We start from the raw sequence: 17,620 nt of genomic DNA, 5'->3' as shown, positions 1-17,620 counted from the left end.
TACTCCTGCTCATTGCGTCTTTTCCATCGACTCCAGCGCGCAACGAAAACCTCTGTTTACGGGATTCGTGAAAAGTACCGGAATGGGATTGGGAGATTAGGGATTGACCCGCCACAACCCGGCCATCTGCGTGGTAAACCCCGCACTCATCAATTCCCTGCGCATCGCCCACTGCGCCGCCGCCGGCACCGCCGCGCTGCGCAGTGTCCCCCTCCCCCAACGCCCGTTGACGCCGTCGATCACCTGCATGACCCGCTCGGACTTCACACTCTGCGTCGGCGTAAACAGATCACCCGTCACCTCCCCGCGCTGGCACAACTCCATCAGCAACACCTCCGCCTTGCTGTAGCGAAACCCCTCGCGATAAACCCGCTCCAGCGCTTCCAGCGCCATGCGTGTCAGCAGCCGCTCGTCATCGGTCGGGTACGGCAACTGCACCACCACGCCGTTGGCGTAGCGCGGCTCTTCGGGGTTGAACATGCCGGTGCGGATACTCACCCGCATCCGCTGCGCCAGCGAGCGCTGCTTGCGCAGCTTTTGCGCCGCGCGCATCACGTAGGTGGCCACGGCTTCCTTGAGCGGTGCGAGGTCGGTCAGGCGCTGGCCGAACATGCGGCTGCAGCAGATTTCCTGGCGTGGCGGGTCGACCTCCTCCAGGTGCAGGCAAGGCGTGCCGGCCAGCTCACGGGCGGTCTTTTCCACCACCACGCTGAAGGTCTTGCGCAGCAGGCCGGGGTTAGCGCGGGACAAGTCCCAGGCAGTGCGGATACCCATCTCTTGCAATTGGGCCGTAAGGCGTTTGCCGATGCCCCAGACTTCGGACACATCACAGCGTTTCAGCACCCGCTCGTAACGCAGCGGGTCACGCAGATCGACTACCCAACCGCTCTGCACCGACCAGCGTTTGGCCGCGTGGTTGGCCAGCTTGGCCAAGGTCTTGGTACCGGCGATACCCACCCCCACCGGAATGCCGGTGTGCTTGAACACCCGCGCGCGGATGTCGCGGCCAAGGCGCTCCAGGTCGCCGGGCATGCCGGCCAGGTCGGCAAAGGCCTCGTCGATGGAATACACCTCCAGCGCCGGCACCATGCCTTCGATCACCGTCATCACCCGCTGGCTCATGTCACCGTACAACGCATAATTGGAGGAGAACGCCACGACCCCGTGCCGACGCAGCAGGTCTTTCACCTGAAAGTACGGCTGGCCCATCTTCACCAGCGGCTTGGCCTCGGCGCTGCGGGCGACGATGCAGCCGTCGTTGTTGCTGAGCACGACGATGGGCGTGCGCTGCAGGTCGGGGCGAAACACCCGCTCGCAGCTGGCGTAGAAACTGTTGCAGTCGATCAGGGCAAAGACAGGGGTGGGATTCATCGGGCAGCGCCATCAATACTGTATTTATATACAGTTAATCACACCGCCATGCCGATGCCCTCGCCACTCATCCGATTTGCATCCTGCGTACGAACTCCTACAGTTTCGAACTGTGACAACCGCGCCGAGGCTCGCGATGCGCAGCGCCGAAAAAACCGAGCACAGTACCACCGCCAAGGCCCTGCCGAAGATTCCCCGCAGCGTCTGGGCGCTGGGCTTCGTATCGCTGTTCATGGACATTTCCTCGGAAATGATCCACGCCCTGCTGCCGCTGTACATGGTCACCGTGCTCGGCACGTCGGTGGTCGCCGTCGGCTTCATCGAGGGCATCGCCGAGGCCACCGCGTCGATCACCAAGGTGTTCTCCGGCGCGCTCAGCGACCGCCTTGGCAAGCGCAAGCTGCTGACGGTGCTGGGCTATGGCCTGGGCGCGTTGACCAAGCCGGTATTCCCCATGGCCTCCGGGCTGGAATGGCTGACGGCGGCGCGCTTCGTCGACCGTATCGGCAAAGGCATCCGCGGTGCCCCCCGCGATGCGCTGGTGGCCGATGTGACCCCGCCCGAGCTACGTGGCGCGGCCTTCGGCCTGCGCCAGACCCTGGACACCGTCGGCGCTTTCCTCGGCCCGTTGCTGGCGATCGTGCTGATGTGGCTGACCGCGAGCCATTTCCAGACAGTGTTCTGGGTGGCGGTGATCCCGGCGTTCGTCGCCGTGTACATTCTCGTTGCCTTCGTCCGCGAGCCCGAGACGGCGCCCAACGCGTGGCCGGTGCGCTCGCCGCTGGCGCTGCATGAGCTGGTGCGCCTGGGCCCGGCCTACTGGCGGTTGATCGGCCTGGCCATGGTGTTCACCCTGGCCCGTTTCAGCGAGGCATTCCTGCTGCTGCGCGCCCAGGACATGGGCCTGGCGCCATTGTGGGCGCCTGCGGTGCTGGTGCTCATGGCCCTGGCCTATTCGCTGTCGGCCTACCCGGCCGGCGCGCTGTCGGACCGGGTGGGCCGCCGTGGCGTGCTGATGATCGGGCTGGCCCTGCTGATCGCCGCCGACCTGTTACTGGCCTTGCTGCCAGGCTGGGCCGGGCTGGCACTGGGCGTGGCGGCCTGGGGCCTGCACCTGGGCTTCACCCAGGGCATCTTCGCCGCGCTGATCGCCGACAGCGCGCCAGCCAACCTGCGCGGCACGGCATTCGGCCTGTTCAACCTGCTGACCGGGGTGGCCCTGCTGGTCGCCAGCGTGGTGGCCGGGCTGCTGTGGGATGGCGCGGGGTTCCAGGCGACCTTCCTGGTCGGGGCAGCATTTGCTGGTAGTACCCTGGTCGGCGTGGCGTTGTGGGCATAAAAATCATGCCGTGCACACTTTCAATACCCATGAAATGTAAAACACCGCTTCTAGTGTGAAGCATGATGATTTTTATGTTTACTTCTCAAGGTAGCTTGTGATGAGCGGCTGTGCACCGTTATCTTATCGGGCGCAATTTCCCCATAACGCCCATCGCCGCCCTTCCCAACATAGAAAAACTCATGCTCCTTACTATTCAGCTGCTTAATGGCACCCAACAAGGTACTATAATCTATCTTGCCTCTATAAAATAATCTCGCACCGTGCTGCAAAATCAACTGCGGCGTCGAAATAAACAAATTATCCACAGGCTCAGAATATAAATCCGCTCTTATCGAGACCAATACCTTACTGTCAGACATAAACTTCTTTGATACACTTTTCTTCGAGCTGAGCGACAGCACACGCCCGTCACTCCCACTACCTGCCGTGTGTTCGAACAGTGCCACCAGATAGTCATCAAAGCTTTCTTCGCCGCCAACCCCTACATTTCTTCGAACACCATCCCTGGCAATATCTTCAGCCGCCCCAAAGTGAGCTCGATATAAGACATGACCCTTCACAGGGTAGTCCGCGCTCTGAATTTTATTAACCGAATAAAAAGACTTATCTCTTCTCACAAAGGGCACCCTAAACCTCAACCCCCGGAACACCCAATAACCATCATTAGCCTTAAGCTCATCGGCCACTAAAATATGCTCTTTGACCTCATCCTCACTAAAAAAATCAGTCAGTGTCTTCTCGTCCTCTTCGTTGCCCGCCTGAGGCGACAGGCCCTGTTCATCCCAATATGACGCGGGATTGTTTCTACACATCCTAAATAGATTCAACCCATCCACAGTGCTCGCCGGATCAGCAGAAAGCCACCGCCCGGCCCATGACTGGTAATAGCGCCAGCCATAATAATACAGCCCAGTAGCATCCCGCTCTTTCCCTGAGTAACGGATGGTTTTATAGTCGGATTCCACCGTACTGCGCGCAGCCCAGACGGCTGTGCCACCGTATGGATAGTATACCTCCATACTGAAAATCTTGCCATCACCGTCCACTTCAAGCCCGCAACTGCCGATGATATCGTTACAGCTATAACGAACCTGCCCATTTACAATGCCGTCCGGTTCTGCGGACTGCGACTGCAGCACCCGCACTTGAGTATGCCGCCCCCCACCTACAGCAATAACATGCAGCCTCTGCGTTTCCGCTCCGTCGGACAGAGCGGTACGCAGCTCCAGTCCCGGCAGATAGACAACCCGCTGCACTAGCACACTGGTGTGGTTTTTTTGTGTAGTGACTTTTAGTACGCGCTGACTGGAGGCTGCGTAACGGTAGCTTTCTGAATCATCTACCTCTCCGCCACGAACCACCGGCGACACCCTTAACAACTCGTTACGAGCAGTCCAAGTCAGATTCTGCCCCGGCTGCAACCGCAATTGCTGCCCCCCTACCGTGAACAAGGGCTCAACGTCCGCCGGTTTCTCTGCAAGGGTGCTTAGTACTCCACGGTTACTACGGTCGCTTATCGTAATGTCTATCGAATAACTATTGGTCGTGGCAACTGCGCTGTGCCGTATCTGTGTAAGGTTGCCGCCGCGATCATAGGTATATTCGCGGGCATAGTTTGTATACGCGCAAGGGCCGGCAGAACAAGACAAGGTGGCAGATGGCGCATGACTGCCCGGTCTCCTGCTACCTGCCTTTTCGCGCCCGCTGGCATGGATCAGTTGGTAAAGGCTGTCATAGGTGTTCTTGCTCTCTGGCACCACTTTTTGGTTGCGCCAAAAGTGGATGGCCTCGGCATGGTTGCGCACGCTGAGTACGTTACCTACAGGATCGAACGCGTAGCGCAGATCCTGTAGCACTCTCGCACCCGACACATGCCCGACCGGTCGCTCAGCCTTGATTTTGGCCAGCCGCTGCACCTTCATTTCATACGTGTATGTTTTCACCACACCGTTGCCGAGTTCCTCGCTCAGCTTCTGACTGGCAGCAGAGTACTCAATGGATCTGACGATGGCTTGCTGCATCCCCCCTTTGAGCGTCAGCCATGTGCCCGATAGACTCCCAGCCAGGTCGTATGTCAACTGTTGCTGATTACCCGCCGCATCGGTGGTGTTCAGCACAGCGCTAGTCGCGTCCACAGCAGTCAGAGTCGTGTATGCTGCGTCATTCAGTGCCGCCTGCCATGCTTCTTCGCTGGCGCCTTGCCAGTCAACAACCGTGTCCGAGTTGTTCGCCTCCTTCAGCAGACGGCGTGTAATGGATGCTGGCCCACCGCTCAGGGCAACACTACCCGTCTGCACCAAACCTGCCGTGTCGTAATGCTTGACACACTGCCCCGCGATGTTGCGGGACTGCTCCGCCTGAGTCCCTCCTGCATACAGGAAGCGCTCTGCAACAACCGACATTACGCCTGCCTCACCCTGCGTGACGGCCAGCAGACGGCCAGACAAGGGGGCCGCTTCGTATAGGAAACGACGGATAACGGCCTGGCTCGCATCCTCGGCGTTGTCACCAGCGATGAGGAGGTTGCTGAGCACCACCAGTGGCCGTTCCGCGGTGTTGTTCACGGCCATGGTGGTACCGGCGTCGGTGCTTATAGTACGCAGTACAGTACCGATGTGAGTCGTGAAGTACTTGAAGTTCACCTGCGCTGCGCTGTGCAGGCGAGGGTCAGCACTATCCATCAAGAACCCGTTGGGGCTGAATGAATGACGGGTAATACGAACGTCAGTACTGTCCAGTGAATCTGGATGACGTTGGTACGCAATTTCACGTACCGAAAGCCCGCGGTTATCTATAACCGTGACTGACGGTGTTTCTCGGAACAACGTTGTACTCATGCGCACTGCAGATATCCACCCGTCTGAAGGTCTCCTAAGCGTAGGTTATTTTTTTAACTGGCTTCTGATGCATGGTGTAACTCGATCATCTCGGATCATGGCTGCGCACACTGAAGGTCACCACGCCCCAGATCATGAAGTCGTCACCCTCCATGATGTAACGTGGCGCATAGCGTGGGTTCTCGGAGCGCAGCGACACCTGCCCGGCGACGCGCTGCAGCCGCTTGCACAAGGGCTCGCCGTTGACCGCGGCAATCACGATATGGCCATGGCGCGCCTCGATAGAACGGTCGACCAGCACCAGGTCGCCATCGAAGATACCAGCCCCTTGCATGCTGTCGCCGTCTATCCTGACCAGATAGATGTGCGGTGCGCGCAGGTTGAGCAGCTCGTCCAGCGAGATGGGCTGCTCCATGTGGTCGGCGGCTGGCGACGGAAAGCCCGCCGGAACACGGAACAGGTAGCGCGGCACGGCAGCACTGCCGCCCGTGATGGGACCCAGGATGGAAGTCATGCGACGGCCTTGATATTAAACTGTATAGATATACAGTAAACGCCGTAGCGAGTATCCGGTCAATTTCGCCGTAGGATATTTCGACAAGTGGGGGTACATACCATGTGCGGACGCTTCGCCCAGTACCAGGGCCTGGCCGACTACCTGCGTGAACTGGACGCCGAGCAGGACGTGATCAGCGGCTACGACAACGTGCCGATCGGCCGCTACAACGTCGCCCCCGGCAGCCGCGTGCTGATCCTGCATCACGCCACCGATGGCCTGCGCATCGACCCTTGCCATTGGGGGTGGGCGCCGTTCTGGGCCACGGGTAAACGGCCGGCACCGATCAACGCGCGGGTCGAGACGGTGACCACCGGCAAGTTCTTCAAGGCCCTTTGGCCGCAAGGGCGAGCCTTGGTGATGGCCGATGGCTGGTATGAGTGGGTGGCCGACCCACAGGATCCCAAGCGCAAGCAGCCCTGGTTCATTCGTTTGAAAAGCCGGGCGCCGATGTTCATGGCGGCACTGGCCGAGGTGCATGCGGGGATGGAGCCGAACGAGGGGGATGGCTTCGTCATCATCACCGCTGCCAGCGATGCGGGGATGGTCGATATCCATGATCGCCGGCCCTTGGTGCTGGGCCCGGAGCATGCGCGGGCATGGATCGACCCTGAGGTACCTGCCGAGAAGGCCGAACGCCTGGCGCGGGAGCAGTGCTTGCCGGTGGAGGCGTTCGAGTGGTTTGCGGTGGGCAAGGACGTGGGGAATGTGAGGAATGAAGGGGCTGAACTGATCGTGATGCTGGATGCCGAACATCAGCCCTGAATTTCTGCCGCCACTGGTTAAGCCAGAACCTCCTGCTGCCGCAGCGCCCAGCCCCCCTGCCCGTCCACTTCCAGCCGATGGGTATGGAAATCGGCCAGAGTACTGCGATGCCCCACGCTCACCAGCAAGGTCTCGGGCATCTCTTTGCGCAACAACGCATACATTGCATGCTCAAGCCCTTCATCCATCGCCGAGGTGGACTCGTCGAGGAACACCACCTGCGGACGGTTGAACAACACCCGGGCGAATGCCAGGCGCTGCTGCTCGCCGACCGACAGGATGTTCGACCAGTCGCAGTTCACCGCCAACCGCTCGGCCAGGTGCGCCAGGTTGACCTCGCGCAGGGCCTGCTGCATGCGTGCTTCATCCTCCGGCTGGCTGTCGGCCGGGTAGGCAATGGCGGTGCGCAGGTCGCCCAGCGGCAGGTAAGGCCGTTGTGACAGGAACAACGCCTGGGTGCCCAACGGCCGCCGAACCTCGCCCTCGGCATAAGGCCACAACCCCGCCAGGGCGCGCAGCAAGGTGGTCTTGCCACTGCCCGACGGCCCTTTGATCAGCAGCGCCTGGCCACCGTGCAGGCGCAGGTCGAGGTCGGCGATCAGCGCATGGCCGTCCGGGCGCAGTACCTGCAGGCCGATGATGTCCAGCGCCCGCGGCTGGTCTTTGGCCAGCACCCGTGGCAGCGCGCTGGCCTGGTCGTTGGCATCGAGGAAACCGGTCAGACGGTCGAGGGTGGCGCGGTACTGGGCGAAGGTGTCGTAGGACTCTCGGAAGAACGACAGTGAATCCTGCACCTGGCCGAACGCCTGGGCGGTCTGCATCACATCACCCAGCTTGATCGCCCCGCTGAAGAAGCGCGGTGCCTGCAGGATGAAAGGGAACACCACGGCCACCTGGCTGACACCGAGATTGAAGCCGCTGAATTTCAGGTTTCGGAACACCAGTGCCCAGACGTTGACGATCAGCGCACCGAAGCGCCCGAGCAAGGTTGCCCGTTCGACCGGCGCACCTTGGTAGAAGGCAATGTTCTCGGCGTTCTCGCGCAGGCGCATCAGTGCATAACGGAAGTTCGCCGTGAGTTTTTCGTTTAGGAAGTTCAGGCGGATCAACGGCTGGCCGAGGCGGAAGGCGATCCAGGTGGCGATCAGCACATAGATGTAGACCGCAAACACCATTGCCCGGGGAATCTCATATCCCGCAAGCGTCAGCGGCGCCGACAGGCCCCAGAGGATACCGGTAAAGGCCACCAGCGAGACCAGCGCGCTGACCGCGCCCAGGGCCAGCGACACCGAATTGGTGACGAACGCGTTGACGTCCAGTTCGATACGCTGGTCGGGGTTGTCTACCGGTTCGGCGAGGAAGCGGCCGCGGTAGTAGGCATCGCCTTTCATCCAGTCGCCGGTCAAACGCTCGGTCAGCCACACCCGCCAGCGGATGCTGAAGGCCTGGGTAACATAGAAGGTAAGCAGCGCGCGCAGCACATGGATGGTGGCCAGCACCGCGAACACCCCGAGCAGGTACCAGAAGGTCGTCTGATCAAGGGCCTGCAGGGCACTGTAGAAGCCGTTGTACCAGAACGAGAACAGCACGTTCATACGCACCGAGAACAACGTCAGCACCAGCAGCAGCCCGAACATCAGCAACGGCCGCCAACTGCGGCGCCAGGTGAAATACGGCCCGGCCACCTGCCAGAACTGCCGGCCCCAGCGCGTGTAGCGCACGGCCAGGGTGGCAGCGGCAGTGAAGCCGATGAGGGTGATGAACGAGGCGATTGCAAGCCAGCTCAGGCTCTCTTGCAGGGCCTGGTGCCAGTTCATGTCCATAGGAAACATCCGTCACAAGTGTTTCCGCGAGCGTAGCATCGCGGTGAGGTTCGTCTTGCATAAATGACGGACATTTCATTTTTCCTGCCCCGCGAAGAGGCCGGGACAGGAGAGCGCTAGGCCAGGGCCTCCACTACCTTGGCATCCAGCCCTTCCTGACCATGGTCGGCAATCCACTCCCCCAGCTGCCGGCGCATGGCCGGTGTCCAGAAGCTGTTCAGATGCTGCCTCACCCCCTGCACTGCCAGCGCCCGGTTTGGCTCGCTGTCGAAGTAGTGGGCGATCTGGTTGGCCATCTTGACCAGGTTGTCGCTGCTCATCGGCGCACCTCGGCTTTTTCCGCAGTGCGGCGCTCCTTGAGCAGGCGCCGCTGTTCGTCACTGAAGTCCTGGTAGCGCTTCTGCCATTCCGACGGGTGGAACACCTTCACCACCTCCACCGCCGTGACCTTATATTCCGGACAGTTGGTGGCCCAGTCGGAGTTGTCGGTGGTGATCACGTTGGCACCGGACTCAGGGAAGTGGAAGGTGGTGTACACCACCCCCGGCGCCACCCGGGTACTGACCTTGGCGCGCAGCACGGTCTGCCCCGCACGGCTGCCGATACCCACCCAGTCCCCCTCGCGGATACCACGGCTTTCGGCGTCGCTGGGGTGGATTTCCAGCCGGTCGGCATCGTGCCAGGCGGTGTTGCCGGTACGCCGGGTCTGGGCGCCGACGTTGTACTGGCTGAGGATGCGCCCAGTGGTCAGCAGCAGCGGGTAGCGGCTGTTGACCTTCTCGTCGGTCGGCACATAACCGGTCAGCATGAAGCGACCCTTGCCGCGCACGAACTGGTCGATGTGCATGGTCGGGGTGCCATCCGGGGCGGCGTCGTTGCACGGCCATTGCAGGCTGCCGTGGCGGTCGATTTCGGCGTAGCTGACGCGGTGGAAGCTCGGCGTCAGGCGGGCGATCTCGTCCATGATCTCGGACGGGTGGCGGTAGTTCATCGGGTAACCCAGGGCATTGGCCAGGGCCACGGTAGCCTCCCAGTCGGCCTTGCCGGCCAGCGGCTCCATGACCTTGCGCACCCGCGAGATGCGCCGCTCGGCATTGGTGAAGGTGCCGTCCTTCTCGAGGAACGAGCTGCCCGGCAGGAACACGTGGGCGAACTTGGCCGTCTCGTTGAGGAAGATGTCCTGCACCACCACGCACTCCATGGCGCGCAGGGCGGCGGTGACGTGCTGGGTGTTGGGGTCGCTCTGGGCGATGTCCTCGCCCTGGCAGTACAGCGCCTTGAAGCTGCCATCGAGCGCCGCCTCGAACATGTTGGGGATGCGCAGGCCCGGGTCAGCCTGCAGGGTCACGCCCCAGGCCTGCTCGAACTCGGCGCGCACGCCCTCGTTGGAGATGTGCCGGTAGCCGGGCAGTTCGTGGGGGAACGAGCCCATGTCGCAGGAGCCTTGCACGTTGTTCTGCCCGCGCAGCGGGTTCACCCCGACCCCTTCGCGGCCGATGTTGCCGGTGGCCATGGCCAGGTTGGCGATGCCCATCACCGCGGTACTGCCCTGGCTGTGCTCGGTCACCCCCAGGCCATAGTAGATCGCCGCGTTGCCGCCAGTGGCGTACAGCCGGGCAGCGGCGCGGATGTGCTCGGCGGGCACGCCGCAGACGGGCCCCAGAGCTTCCGGGGCATTTTCCGGCAGGCTGACGAAGTCGCGCCAGCGGGCGAAGTCCTCGGTCTCGCAGCGGGCATCGATGAAACGCTGGGCCAGCAGGCCCTCGCTGACGATCACGTGGGCCAGGGCGTTGAGCATGGCCACGTTGGTACCTGGGCGCAGTTGCAGGTGCAGATCGGCACGGGCATGGGGCGAGTCGACCAGGTCGATGCGCCGTGGGTCGATGACGATCAGCCGCGCGCCATGGCGCAGGCGGCGCTTGAGCTGCGAACCGAACACCGGGTGGGCGTCGGTGGGGTTGGCGCCGATCACCAGGATCACATCGGCTTGCATCACCGAGTCGAAGCTCTGGGTGCCGGCGGACTCACCGAGGGTCTGCTTCAGGCCATAGCCGGTTGGCGAGTGGCAAACCCGGGCGCAGGTGTCGACGTTATTGTTGCCGAACGCTGTGCGCACCAGTTTCTGCACCAGGTAGGCTTCTTCGTTGGTGCAGCGGCTGGAGGTGATGCCGCCGATGGAGTCGCGCCCGTACTTGAGCTGGATTCGGCGGAACTCACTGGCGGCATAGGTGACCGCCTCATCCCAGCTGACTTCCTGCCACGGGTCTTCCAGGCGCTTGCGGATCATCGGCTTGGTGATGCGGTCGGGGTGGGTGGCATAGCCCCAGGCAAAACGGCCCTTGACGCAGGCATGGCCATGGTTGGCGCCACCGTTCTTGTCCGGGACCATGCGCACCAGCTGGTCGCCCTTCATCTCGGCGCGGAACGAGCAGCCAACGCCACAGTAGGCGCAGGTGGTGATCACCGCACGCTCGGGCTGGCCAAGCTGGACCAAGCTCTTCTCGGTGAGCGTCGCCGTCGGGCAGGCCTGCACGCAGGCGCCGCACGACACGCATTCTGAGGCGAGGAAATTGTCGCCGCCGGCTGCCGCTACCCGCGAGTCGAAACCGCGCCCGGAGATGGTCAGGGCGAAGGTGCCCTGGATGTCTTCGCAGGCACGCACGCAGCGGCTGCAGACGATGCACTTGCTCGGCTCGTAGTCGAAGTATGGGTTGGAGGTGTCCTTCTTCTCCGCCAGGTGGTTGGCGCCGTCATAGCCGTAGCGCACCTCGCGCAGGCCGACCTGGCCGGCAACGGTCTGCAGCTCGCAGTTGCCGTTGGCCGAACAAGTCAGGCAGTCCAGCGGGTGGTCGGAGATGTACAGCTCCATCACATTACGGCGCAGGTCGGCCAGGCGCGGGGTTTGCGTACGCACCACCATGCCTTCGCTGACCGGCGTGGTGCATGAGGCCGGATAGCCACGCATGCCGTCGATTTCCACCATGCACATGCGGCACGAGCCGAAGGCTTCGAGGCTGTCGGTAGCGCACAGTTTGGGGATGCTGGTGCCGAGCATGGCGGCGGCGCGCATCACCGAGGTGCCGGCCGGCACGCTGATGCTGCGGCCATCGATGTTCAGGCTGACCTGCACGTCGCTGTCACGGGCGGGGGTGCCGAGGTCGCTGCTTTTATCAGAAGCGGGGTCGAAATAATTGATCACTGCGAGGCCTCCGTGTTGGTCAGCCCGAAATCGGCAGGGAAGTACTTGAGGGCGCTGGCCACCGGGTAGGCGGTCATGCCGCCCATGGCGCACAGCGAGCCGTACTGCATGGTGTCGCACAGGTCACGCAGCAGCAGGGCCTGGTCATGGCGCTCAGTGAAGTCGCTGGTCGCGATCAGTCGGTCGACCACCTCCATGCCACGGGTCGAGCCGATCCGGCACGGGGTGCACTTGCCGCAGGATTCCTCGGCGCAGAACTGCAGGGCGAAGCGCGCCATGCTGGCCATGTTCAGGGTGTCGTCGGCCACCACCACGCCGCCATGGCCGAGCATCGCGCCCATGGCAGCGAATGCCTCGTAATCCAGCGGGGTATCGAAGTGGCTGGGCGGTACCCAGGCGCCGAGCGGCCCGCCAACCTGGGCGGCCTTGAGCGGGCGGCCACTGGCAGTGCCGCCGCCGTAGCCTTCCACCAGGTCGCGCAGGGTCAGGCCGAAGGCACGTTCCACCAGGCCGCCGTGGCGGATGTTGCCGGCCAGCTGGAACGGCATGGTGCCCAGCGAGCGGCCCATGCCGAAATCGCGATAGAACGCCGCGCCCTCTGCCAGGATGGTCGGTACCGAGGCCAGGGTGAGCACGTTGTGCACCAGGGTCGGCAACCCGAACAGGCCTTCAAGCGCGGGCAACGGCGGCTTGGCACGAACGATGCCGCGCTTGCCTTCGATGGATTCGAGCAGTGCGGTTTCCTCGCCGCAGATATAGGCACCGGCGCCCACCCGCACTTCCAGGTCGAAGGGCTGACCGCTGCCGGCCACGTTGCTGCCGAGGTAGCCGGCGTCGCGGGCGATGGCGAGCGCCTGGTTGAGCACGCGGATGGCGTCGGGATATTCCGAGCGCACATAGAGGTAGCCTTTGTCGGCCCCGACGGCGAGGCCGGCGATGATCATGCCTTCGATCAGCAGATAGGGGTCGCCCTCCATCAGCATGCGGTCGGCGAAAGTGCCGGAGTCGCCTTCATCAGCATTGCACACAATGTACTTCTGCCCTGCCCCGGCGTCGCGCACGGTGCGCCACTTGATGCCGGCCGGGAACGCCGCCCCGCCCCGGCCGCGCAGGCCGGAATCGAGCACGGTAGCGACCACCGCAGCGCCGTCCATCGCCACCGCCTTTTCCAGGCCCTTGAAGCCGCCGTGGGCGCGGTAGTCGTCCAGCGACAACGGGCGGGTGATACCGGCGCGGGCGAACAGCAGGCGCTGCTGAGACTTCAGGTAGGCGATGTCTTCGACCGCGCCCAGCGCCAGCGAATGGCCGCCGGGTTCGCCGGCCAGGGCGTCGAGCAACGATGGCACGTCTGCCGGAGTGACCGGGCCGAAGCCGTGGCGCCCTTGGTTGCATTCACACTCCAACAACGGCTCCAGCCAATACAGGCCACGCGAGCTGGTACGTTGAATATCGATGGGCAACTGGCGGCGTTCGGCCTCGGCTTTGATTGCATCGGCGACCTGGTCGGCGCCGACTGCACGGGCGACCGAGTCACAGGGAATGAACAACTTCAGCATGTTTCACCCTCCAGGCAACCGTTCACCAACGCCCGCAGGCGCTCGGGGGTAAGCCGTGCATGCACCTGGCCATCCAGCTCCAGCGCCGGCGAACAGGCGCAGGCACCCAGGCAGTACACCGGGCGCAAGCTGATGGCACCGTCGGCGCTGGTGCCGTGATCATCCAGCGCCAGCTGTTCGCGCAGTTGCGCCGCCAGGGCTTCGCTGCCACGGCTCTGGCACGATTCGGCGCGGCACAGGCGCAAGGTGTGGCGGGCAGGCGGCGTGGTGCGGAAGTCGTGATAGAAGCTGATCACCCCGCGCACCTCGGCGAGGCTGAGATTGAGGGCATGGGCGATTTCAGGGACGGCAGCTTCGGGGATGAAACCGATAGCGTCCTGTAGGGCGTGAAGGATCGGCAACAGCGCGCCGGGGGTGTCCTTCTCGCGGGTCAGGATGCTCTGGATAACCGGCAGGTGAAGCAGTTCATCAGGCATACAGCGGACCTCGGCATCACGGACCCTGCCTGAATTGTCATTGAGGGCAGGTATCCGGCGTGTTCTGCTGCGGCACACCGGCCACGTCACGGTGGCGTGGACGCGGAGGCCTCCTTGCCGATGGCCGTGCGTCTACGCGCACTGGGCTCATGGGCATCCCATAAGCATGGCACTTGTGGCGGCAAACGGTAGTGTGCGAGCGACCAGGCGCATCCTGAAACCGACCTGAGGATTGTATGGGCTTTACCAGGCCCATCGCCTGCTTGCCCCAGTGGGTTTTGAGCATTCCCATGTGTGCATCATCGATCAACGCCTAGGCCATCTCGCACACCTAGTGCGAGGCCCAGACCAGCGCGGCTTGGTCGTCCATCACGCCGATGAAGGAGACGCGGCGCGAGCAGTCCATCAGTACAGAGGCCTGCGCCATGGCGTGGTCGCAGCAGTTGCCGGGTTCTACGCGGAACAGGGCGGGCATGCACCGCGAAGAGGCCATCAGCCCCGGTAAATAAAGATGATTGAGAATGGCCAAGTAACTCCCCGAAGCTACCGCCAGGCAACGCGCACGGCCTCCATCTCATGGATCATCGAAAGGGTAATATCAGGTACGATTTTGAGCATGGTTAGACCTCGATCTTTGAGACAGAACCACTCCCCATCACTTGCGGAGAAATGGGTGGCGGCTGTGTACGGGCCTGCAAGACCGGGGAAATCGAGAAAAACCGGCTGACCAAAGGTCACCCATACACAGCCACCATTGAACACAGCAACTGGCGTGCGCCAGCAGCTCGACGGTGAGCGGATTTTCAATTAATTTCCCGGGCTTGCAGACCCGGCCGTTGAATTGCAACGGCACCGCCAGCCTAGGGAGCTCACTTTCCCACCGCAATGCCTCAAAGACTGATTCAGACGTGTCCTACAAGCCAGAGGAAAAATCTGTTTGTTCATTTGTAGGAACCACCTACTCCCCGCCCCCTCGTAATGCTTTGTTAAGATTTCTTGCATATTTCGTTAACGTAATTTTCACGATCCGCCCTCTAGCCTCTCTGCCTTTTCGGCAGCCCTCCTTTTCTGGCTGCCGCCATGGTTCTACGAGGCACACGTGGCAAACACCGCATCCCCATCCGCGCCCAAGCGCGTGGACTGGGCCGGCCTGGGCTGGCTCCTGCTGTTCTTCTGGTACTTCTCCGGCGTCACCCAGGCGCTTCTGCTGTTCAGTGGCACAACCGGTTTCGCCGGTTTCCGCGATGCGCTGTTCCTCAGTACCCTGTGGTTGGTCCCGGTACTGCTGCTGCCACGCCTCACCCGCACCGTCGCCGCCATCATCGGCGTGGTGCTGTGGGCCGCCTCGCTGGTGGGCCTGAGCTACTTTGGCATCTACCACCAGGAATTCTCGCAAAGCGTCATCTTCGTGATGTTCGAGTCGAACACCGCCGAAGCGGGCGAATACTTCAGCCAATACTTCAGCATTGGCCTGATGCTCGGCCTGCTGGCCTACACCGTAGGCGCCGTACTGCTGTGGACCCGCGTGCGCCCGGTCACCCTGCGCCTGCGCAGCCGCATTCCGGTGGTGGTGCTATTGCTGGCCGCCAACCTGGTGCTGCCGTTCTACAAGCAGATGGTCACCCAGGAGCGCAACTTCGCCGATGCCATGGAGAAGGTCCAGCAGCGCATGGAACCAGCCGTACCTTGGCAGTTGGTGGTCGGCTACCGCCAATACCTGCAGCAGCTGAACAACATGCAGAACCTGCTGGCCCAGAACGCCGCCCTACCACCCCTGCAAAACCTTCAGGACAGCAGTGGCGAAGCCCCGCGCACGCTTGTGCTGGTACTGGGTGAATCAACCACCCGCGAGCACATGCACCTGTACGGCTACAACCGCGACACCACCCCTAACCTCGATGCCCTGGCCGCCGACAAGAGCCTGACCGTGTTCCAGAACGTGGTCACCCCACGCCCCTACACCATCGAGGTGATGCAGCAAATCCTCACCTTCGGTGACGAAGAACACCCCGACCGCTTCCTCACCGACCCGTCGCTGATCAACCTGATGAAACAGGCAGGCTACAAGACCTTCTGGATCACCAACCAGCAGACCATGACCAAGCGCAACACCATGCTCACCACCTTCTCGCAGCAGACGGACGAGCCGGTGTACCTGAACAACCAGCGCAACCAGAACGCCAGCCAGTACGACGAAGTGGTGCTGCCGCCGTTCGAGAAGGCCCTGAAGGACCCAGCGCCGAAGAAGTTCATCATCGTCCACCTGCTGGGCACGCACATGGACTACCGCTACCGCTACCCGGATGCCTACCAGCACTTCACCGATCGCAAGGGTGCACCGGCTGCGCTGACCGATGACCAGGTGGAAACCTACAACTTCTACGACAACGCCGTGCGCTACAACGACTTCGTGGTGTCGAGCCTGATCAAGCAGTATTCGGCGGCCACGCCCAACGGCTTCCTGCTGTACCTGTCCGACCATGGCGAAGACGTATACAGCTCCGGCAACCACGACCGCCTGGGCCGCAACGAAGGCGCACCGACCCGGCCGATGTACACCGTGCCGTTCCTGCTGTGGACCTCACCGAGCTGGCAGGCCGAACACCCACGGGACCTGCAGTCGATGGCCTACCGCCCCTACAGCAGCTCGCACCTGATTCACACGCTGTCGGATCTGGCAGGCTTGAGCTACGACAAGTACGAGCCGGCCAAGAGCCTGGTGAACGCAAAGTTCGCGCCAACGCCACGCTGGATTGGCGACCCGTACCGCAAGGATGGGTTGCATGAGTTTGACCTGTTGCCGCAGGACATGGCGCAGCAGGTGCAACAGACGGCGGCCAACGACCAGAAGTAGCTCGCGGACGGATACGGACGTCTGAAAGCCGATGGCGATATCTCTGACCGCGCCATCGGCTTTTTTGCTTGTCGGCCGCTGTGCAATGCACGCAAGCGGCCTTAATTGAAATTGAAACAGCGTCTGAACGCACGGCGGGGACATACATAATGGGCGAACTCGAAACACTCAACCGCTCCCTTTTCCTGCTGATCAACGGCGGCGCTGATGCGCCGCAGTGGCTAGTCCTGCTCGCCATCGGCATTGCCAAGGGCCTGATCTTTCTGCTGCCCGTGTTGATGCTGGGGTTCTGGCTGTGGGGGCACCGTGGGGAACGCAGGCTGGTACTCAAGGCGACCTTGGTTACGGTGATTGCGTTGGTCGTCAATCAGGTCATCTGGGCGGTCTGGCCGCATCCACGGCCGTTCATGATCGGGTTGGGGCATAACTGGATGCTGCATGCGCCGGATTCGTCATTTCCCAGCGATCATATGACCGTGTTTGCCTGCATGGGCTTGACCTTGCTGCTGGATGGCTTGTCTGGGTGGGGGGTGGTCATTTTGGTGACCGGTTTGAGCGTGGCCTGGGCGCGGGTGTTTCTGGGGGTGCACTTTCCGCTCGATATGGTGGGAGCGGTGATTGTTTCCTTCTTGGTATATTCAGGGTTATCGCCAATCTGGCGACGTATCGGTCGGCCTGTCACTGACTTGGCGGAACGTTACTACCGCAGCCTGATGGCGGTGCCTATCAGGGCGGGTTGGCTGCGGGGCTGAGAGGTAAACCGACGTTGCGTCGCCATCCGGGCAGTGGGCAGGCACGCGCCAGCCACTCTTGGTAAACTAGGGCAACTTTCCCTGAAGGC

The 17,620-nt window shown here is 62.3% G+C and carries 13 protein-coding genes; 4 read left to right on the top strand and 9 right to left on the bottom strand.

Going from position 1 to position 17,620, the window contains the following annotated elements; translation table 11 throughout:
- Positions 1 to 96: 96 nt before the first annotated feature.
- Positions 97 to 1,371 (bottom strand): Y-family DNA polymerase, encoded by a 1,275-nt coding sequence (umuC, locus tag C2H86_RS20435; RefSeq protein ID WP_159409548.1) that lies wholly within the window; start codon positions 1,369 to 1,371, stop codon positions 97 to 99.
- 136 nt (positions 1,372 to 1,507) lie between these two features.
- Between umuC and C2H86_RS20430 the strand changes: the two genes are divergently transcribed.
- The gene (locus C2H86_RS20430; RefSeq protein WP_159409547.1) at positions 1,508 to 2,710 is read left to right on the top strand and encodes an MFS transporter; all 1,203 of its coding nucleotides are present in this window, start codon (positions 1,508 to 1,510) and stop codon (positions 2,708 to 2,710) included.
- Between the two features lie 50 nt (positions 2,711 to 2,760).
- On the opposite strand, the gene C2H86_RS20425 is transcribed toward C2H86_RS20430, so the two are convergent.
- Positions 2,761 to 5,550, bottom strand: a complete 2,790-nt coding sequence (locus tag C2H86_RS20425) for an RHS repeat domain-containing protein (RefSeq protein WP_159409546.1) — start codon at positions 5,548 to 5,550, stop codon at positions 2,761 to 2,763.
- A gap of 85 nt (positions 5,551 to 5,635) precedes the next feature.
- On the bottom strand, positions 5,636 to 6,064 hold the full coding sequence (locus tag C2H86_RS20420) for a LexA family protein (RefSeq protein WP_159409545.1): 429 nt from the start codon (positions 6,062 to 6,064) through the stop codon (positions 5,636 to 5,638).
- A 102-nt stretch (positions 6,065 to 6,166) separates the two neighbouring features.
- On the opposite strand from C2H86_RS20420, the gene C2H86_RS20415 reads away from it, so the two are divergent.
- Positions 6,167 to 6,871: an SOS response-associated peptidase family protein gene (locus tag C2H86_RS20415; RefSeq protein ID WP_159409544.1), complete on the top strand. Its 705-nt coding sequence runs from the start codon at positions 6,167 to 6,169 to the stop codon at positions 6,869 to 6,871.
- Between the two features lie 17 nt (positions 6,872 to 6,888).
- Here the strand turns inward: C2H86_RS20415 and C2H86_RS20410 are convergent, their stop codons facing one another.
- The 6 genes from C2H86_RS20410 to C2H86_RS20385 form a co-directional block, all read right to left on the bottom strand.
- The gene (locus C2H86_RS20410; protein ID WP_159409543.1) at positions 6,889 to 8,694 is read right to left on the bottom strand and encodes an ABC transporter ATP-binding protein/permease; all 1,806 of its coding nucleotides are present in this window, start codon (positions 8,692 to 8,694) and stop codon (positions 6,889 to 6,891) included.
- A gap of 116 nt (positions 8,695 to 8,810) precedes the next feature.
- Positions 8,811 to 9,014, bottom strand: a complete 204-nt coding sequence (locus C2H86_RS20405; protein WP_159409542.1) for a formate dehydrogenase subunit delta — start codon at positions 9,012 to 9,014, stop codon at positions 8,811 to 8,813.
- Positions 9,011 to 11,893, bottom strand: coding sequence for a formate dehydrogenase subunit alpha (fdhF, locus tag C2H86_RS20400; protein ID WP_159409541.1), 2,883 nt, complete (start codon positions 11,891 to 11,893; stop codon positions 9,011 to 9,013). Before fdhF ends, C2H86_RS20405 begins: the two co-directional genes overlap by 4 nt.
- Positions 11,890 to 13,449, bottom strand: a complete 1,560-nt coding sequence (locus tag C2H86_RS20395; protein WP_159409540.1) for a formate dehydrogenase beta subunit — start codon at positions 13,447 to 13,449, stop codon at positions 11,890 to 11,892. The genes fdhF and C2H86_RS20395 overlap by 4 nt, the downstream gene beginning before the upstream one ends.
- The gene (locus C2H86_RS20390; RefSeq protein WP_159409539.1) at positions 13,443 to 13,925 is read right to left on the bottom strand and encodes a formate dehydrogenase subunit gamma; all 483 of its coding nucleotides are present in this window, start codon (positions 13,923 to 13,925) and stop codon (positions 13,443 to 13,445) included. Before C2H86_RS20390 ends, C2H86_RS20395 begins: the two co-directional genes overlap by 7 nt.
- Before the next feature lie 331 nt (positions 13,926 to 14,256).
- Entirely contained in the window at positions 14,257 to 14,454 is a 198-nt protein-coding gene (locus C2H86_RS20385) for a hypothetical protein (RefSeq protein WP_159409538.1), read from the bottom strand.
- A gap of 570 nt (positions 14,455 to 15,024) precedes the next feature.
- On the opposite strand from C2H86_RS20385, the gene C2H86_RS20380 reads away from it, so the two are divergent.
- Positions 15,025 to 16,779, top strand: a complete 1,755-nt coding sequence (locus C2H86_RS20380; protein ID WP_159409537.1) for a phosphoethanolamine transferase CptA — start codon at positions 15,025 to 15,027, stop codon at positions 16,777 to 16,779.
- 149 nt (positions 16,780 to 16,928) lie between these two features.
- Positions 16,929 to 17,531 carry a phosphatase PAP2 family protein gene (locus tag C2H86_RS20375; RefSeq protein WP_159409536.1) on the top strand — a complete coding sequence of 201 codons (603 nt, stop codon included), beginning with the start codon at positions 16,929 to 16,931 and terminating at the stop codon, positions 17,529 to 17,531.
- Positions 17,532 to 17,620: the final 89 nt, after the last annotated feature.

This window comes from Pseudomonas putida, from assembly GCF_009883635.2.
GTDB classification, from domain to species: Bacteria; Pseudomonadota; Gammaproteobacteria; order Pseudomonadales; family Pseudomonadaceae; genus Aquipseudomonas; species Aquipseudomonas putida_W.
The sequence above is the reverse complement of the archived record's forward strand: the minus strand, read 5'-3'. Positions and strand labels throughout refer to the sequence as shown.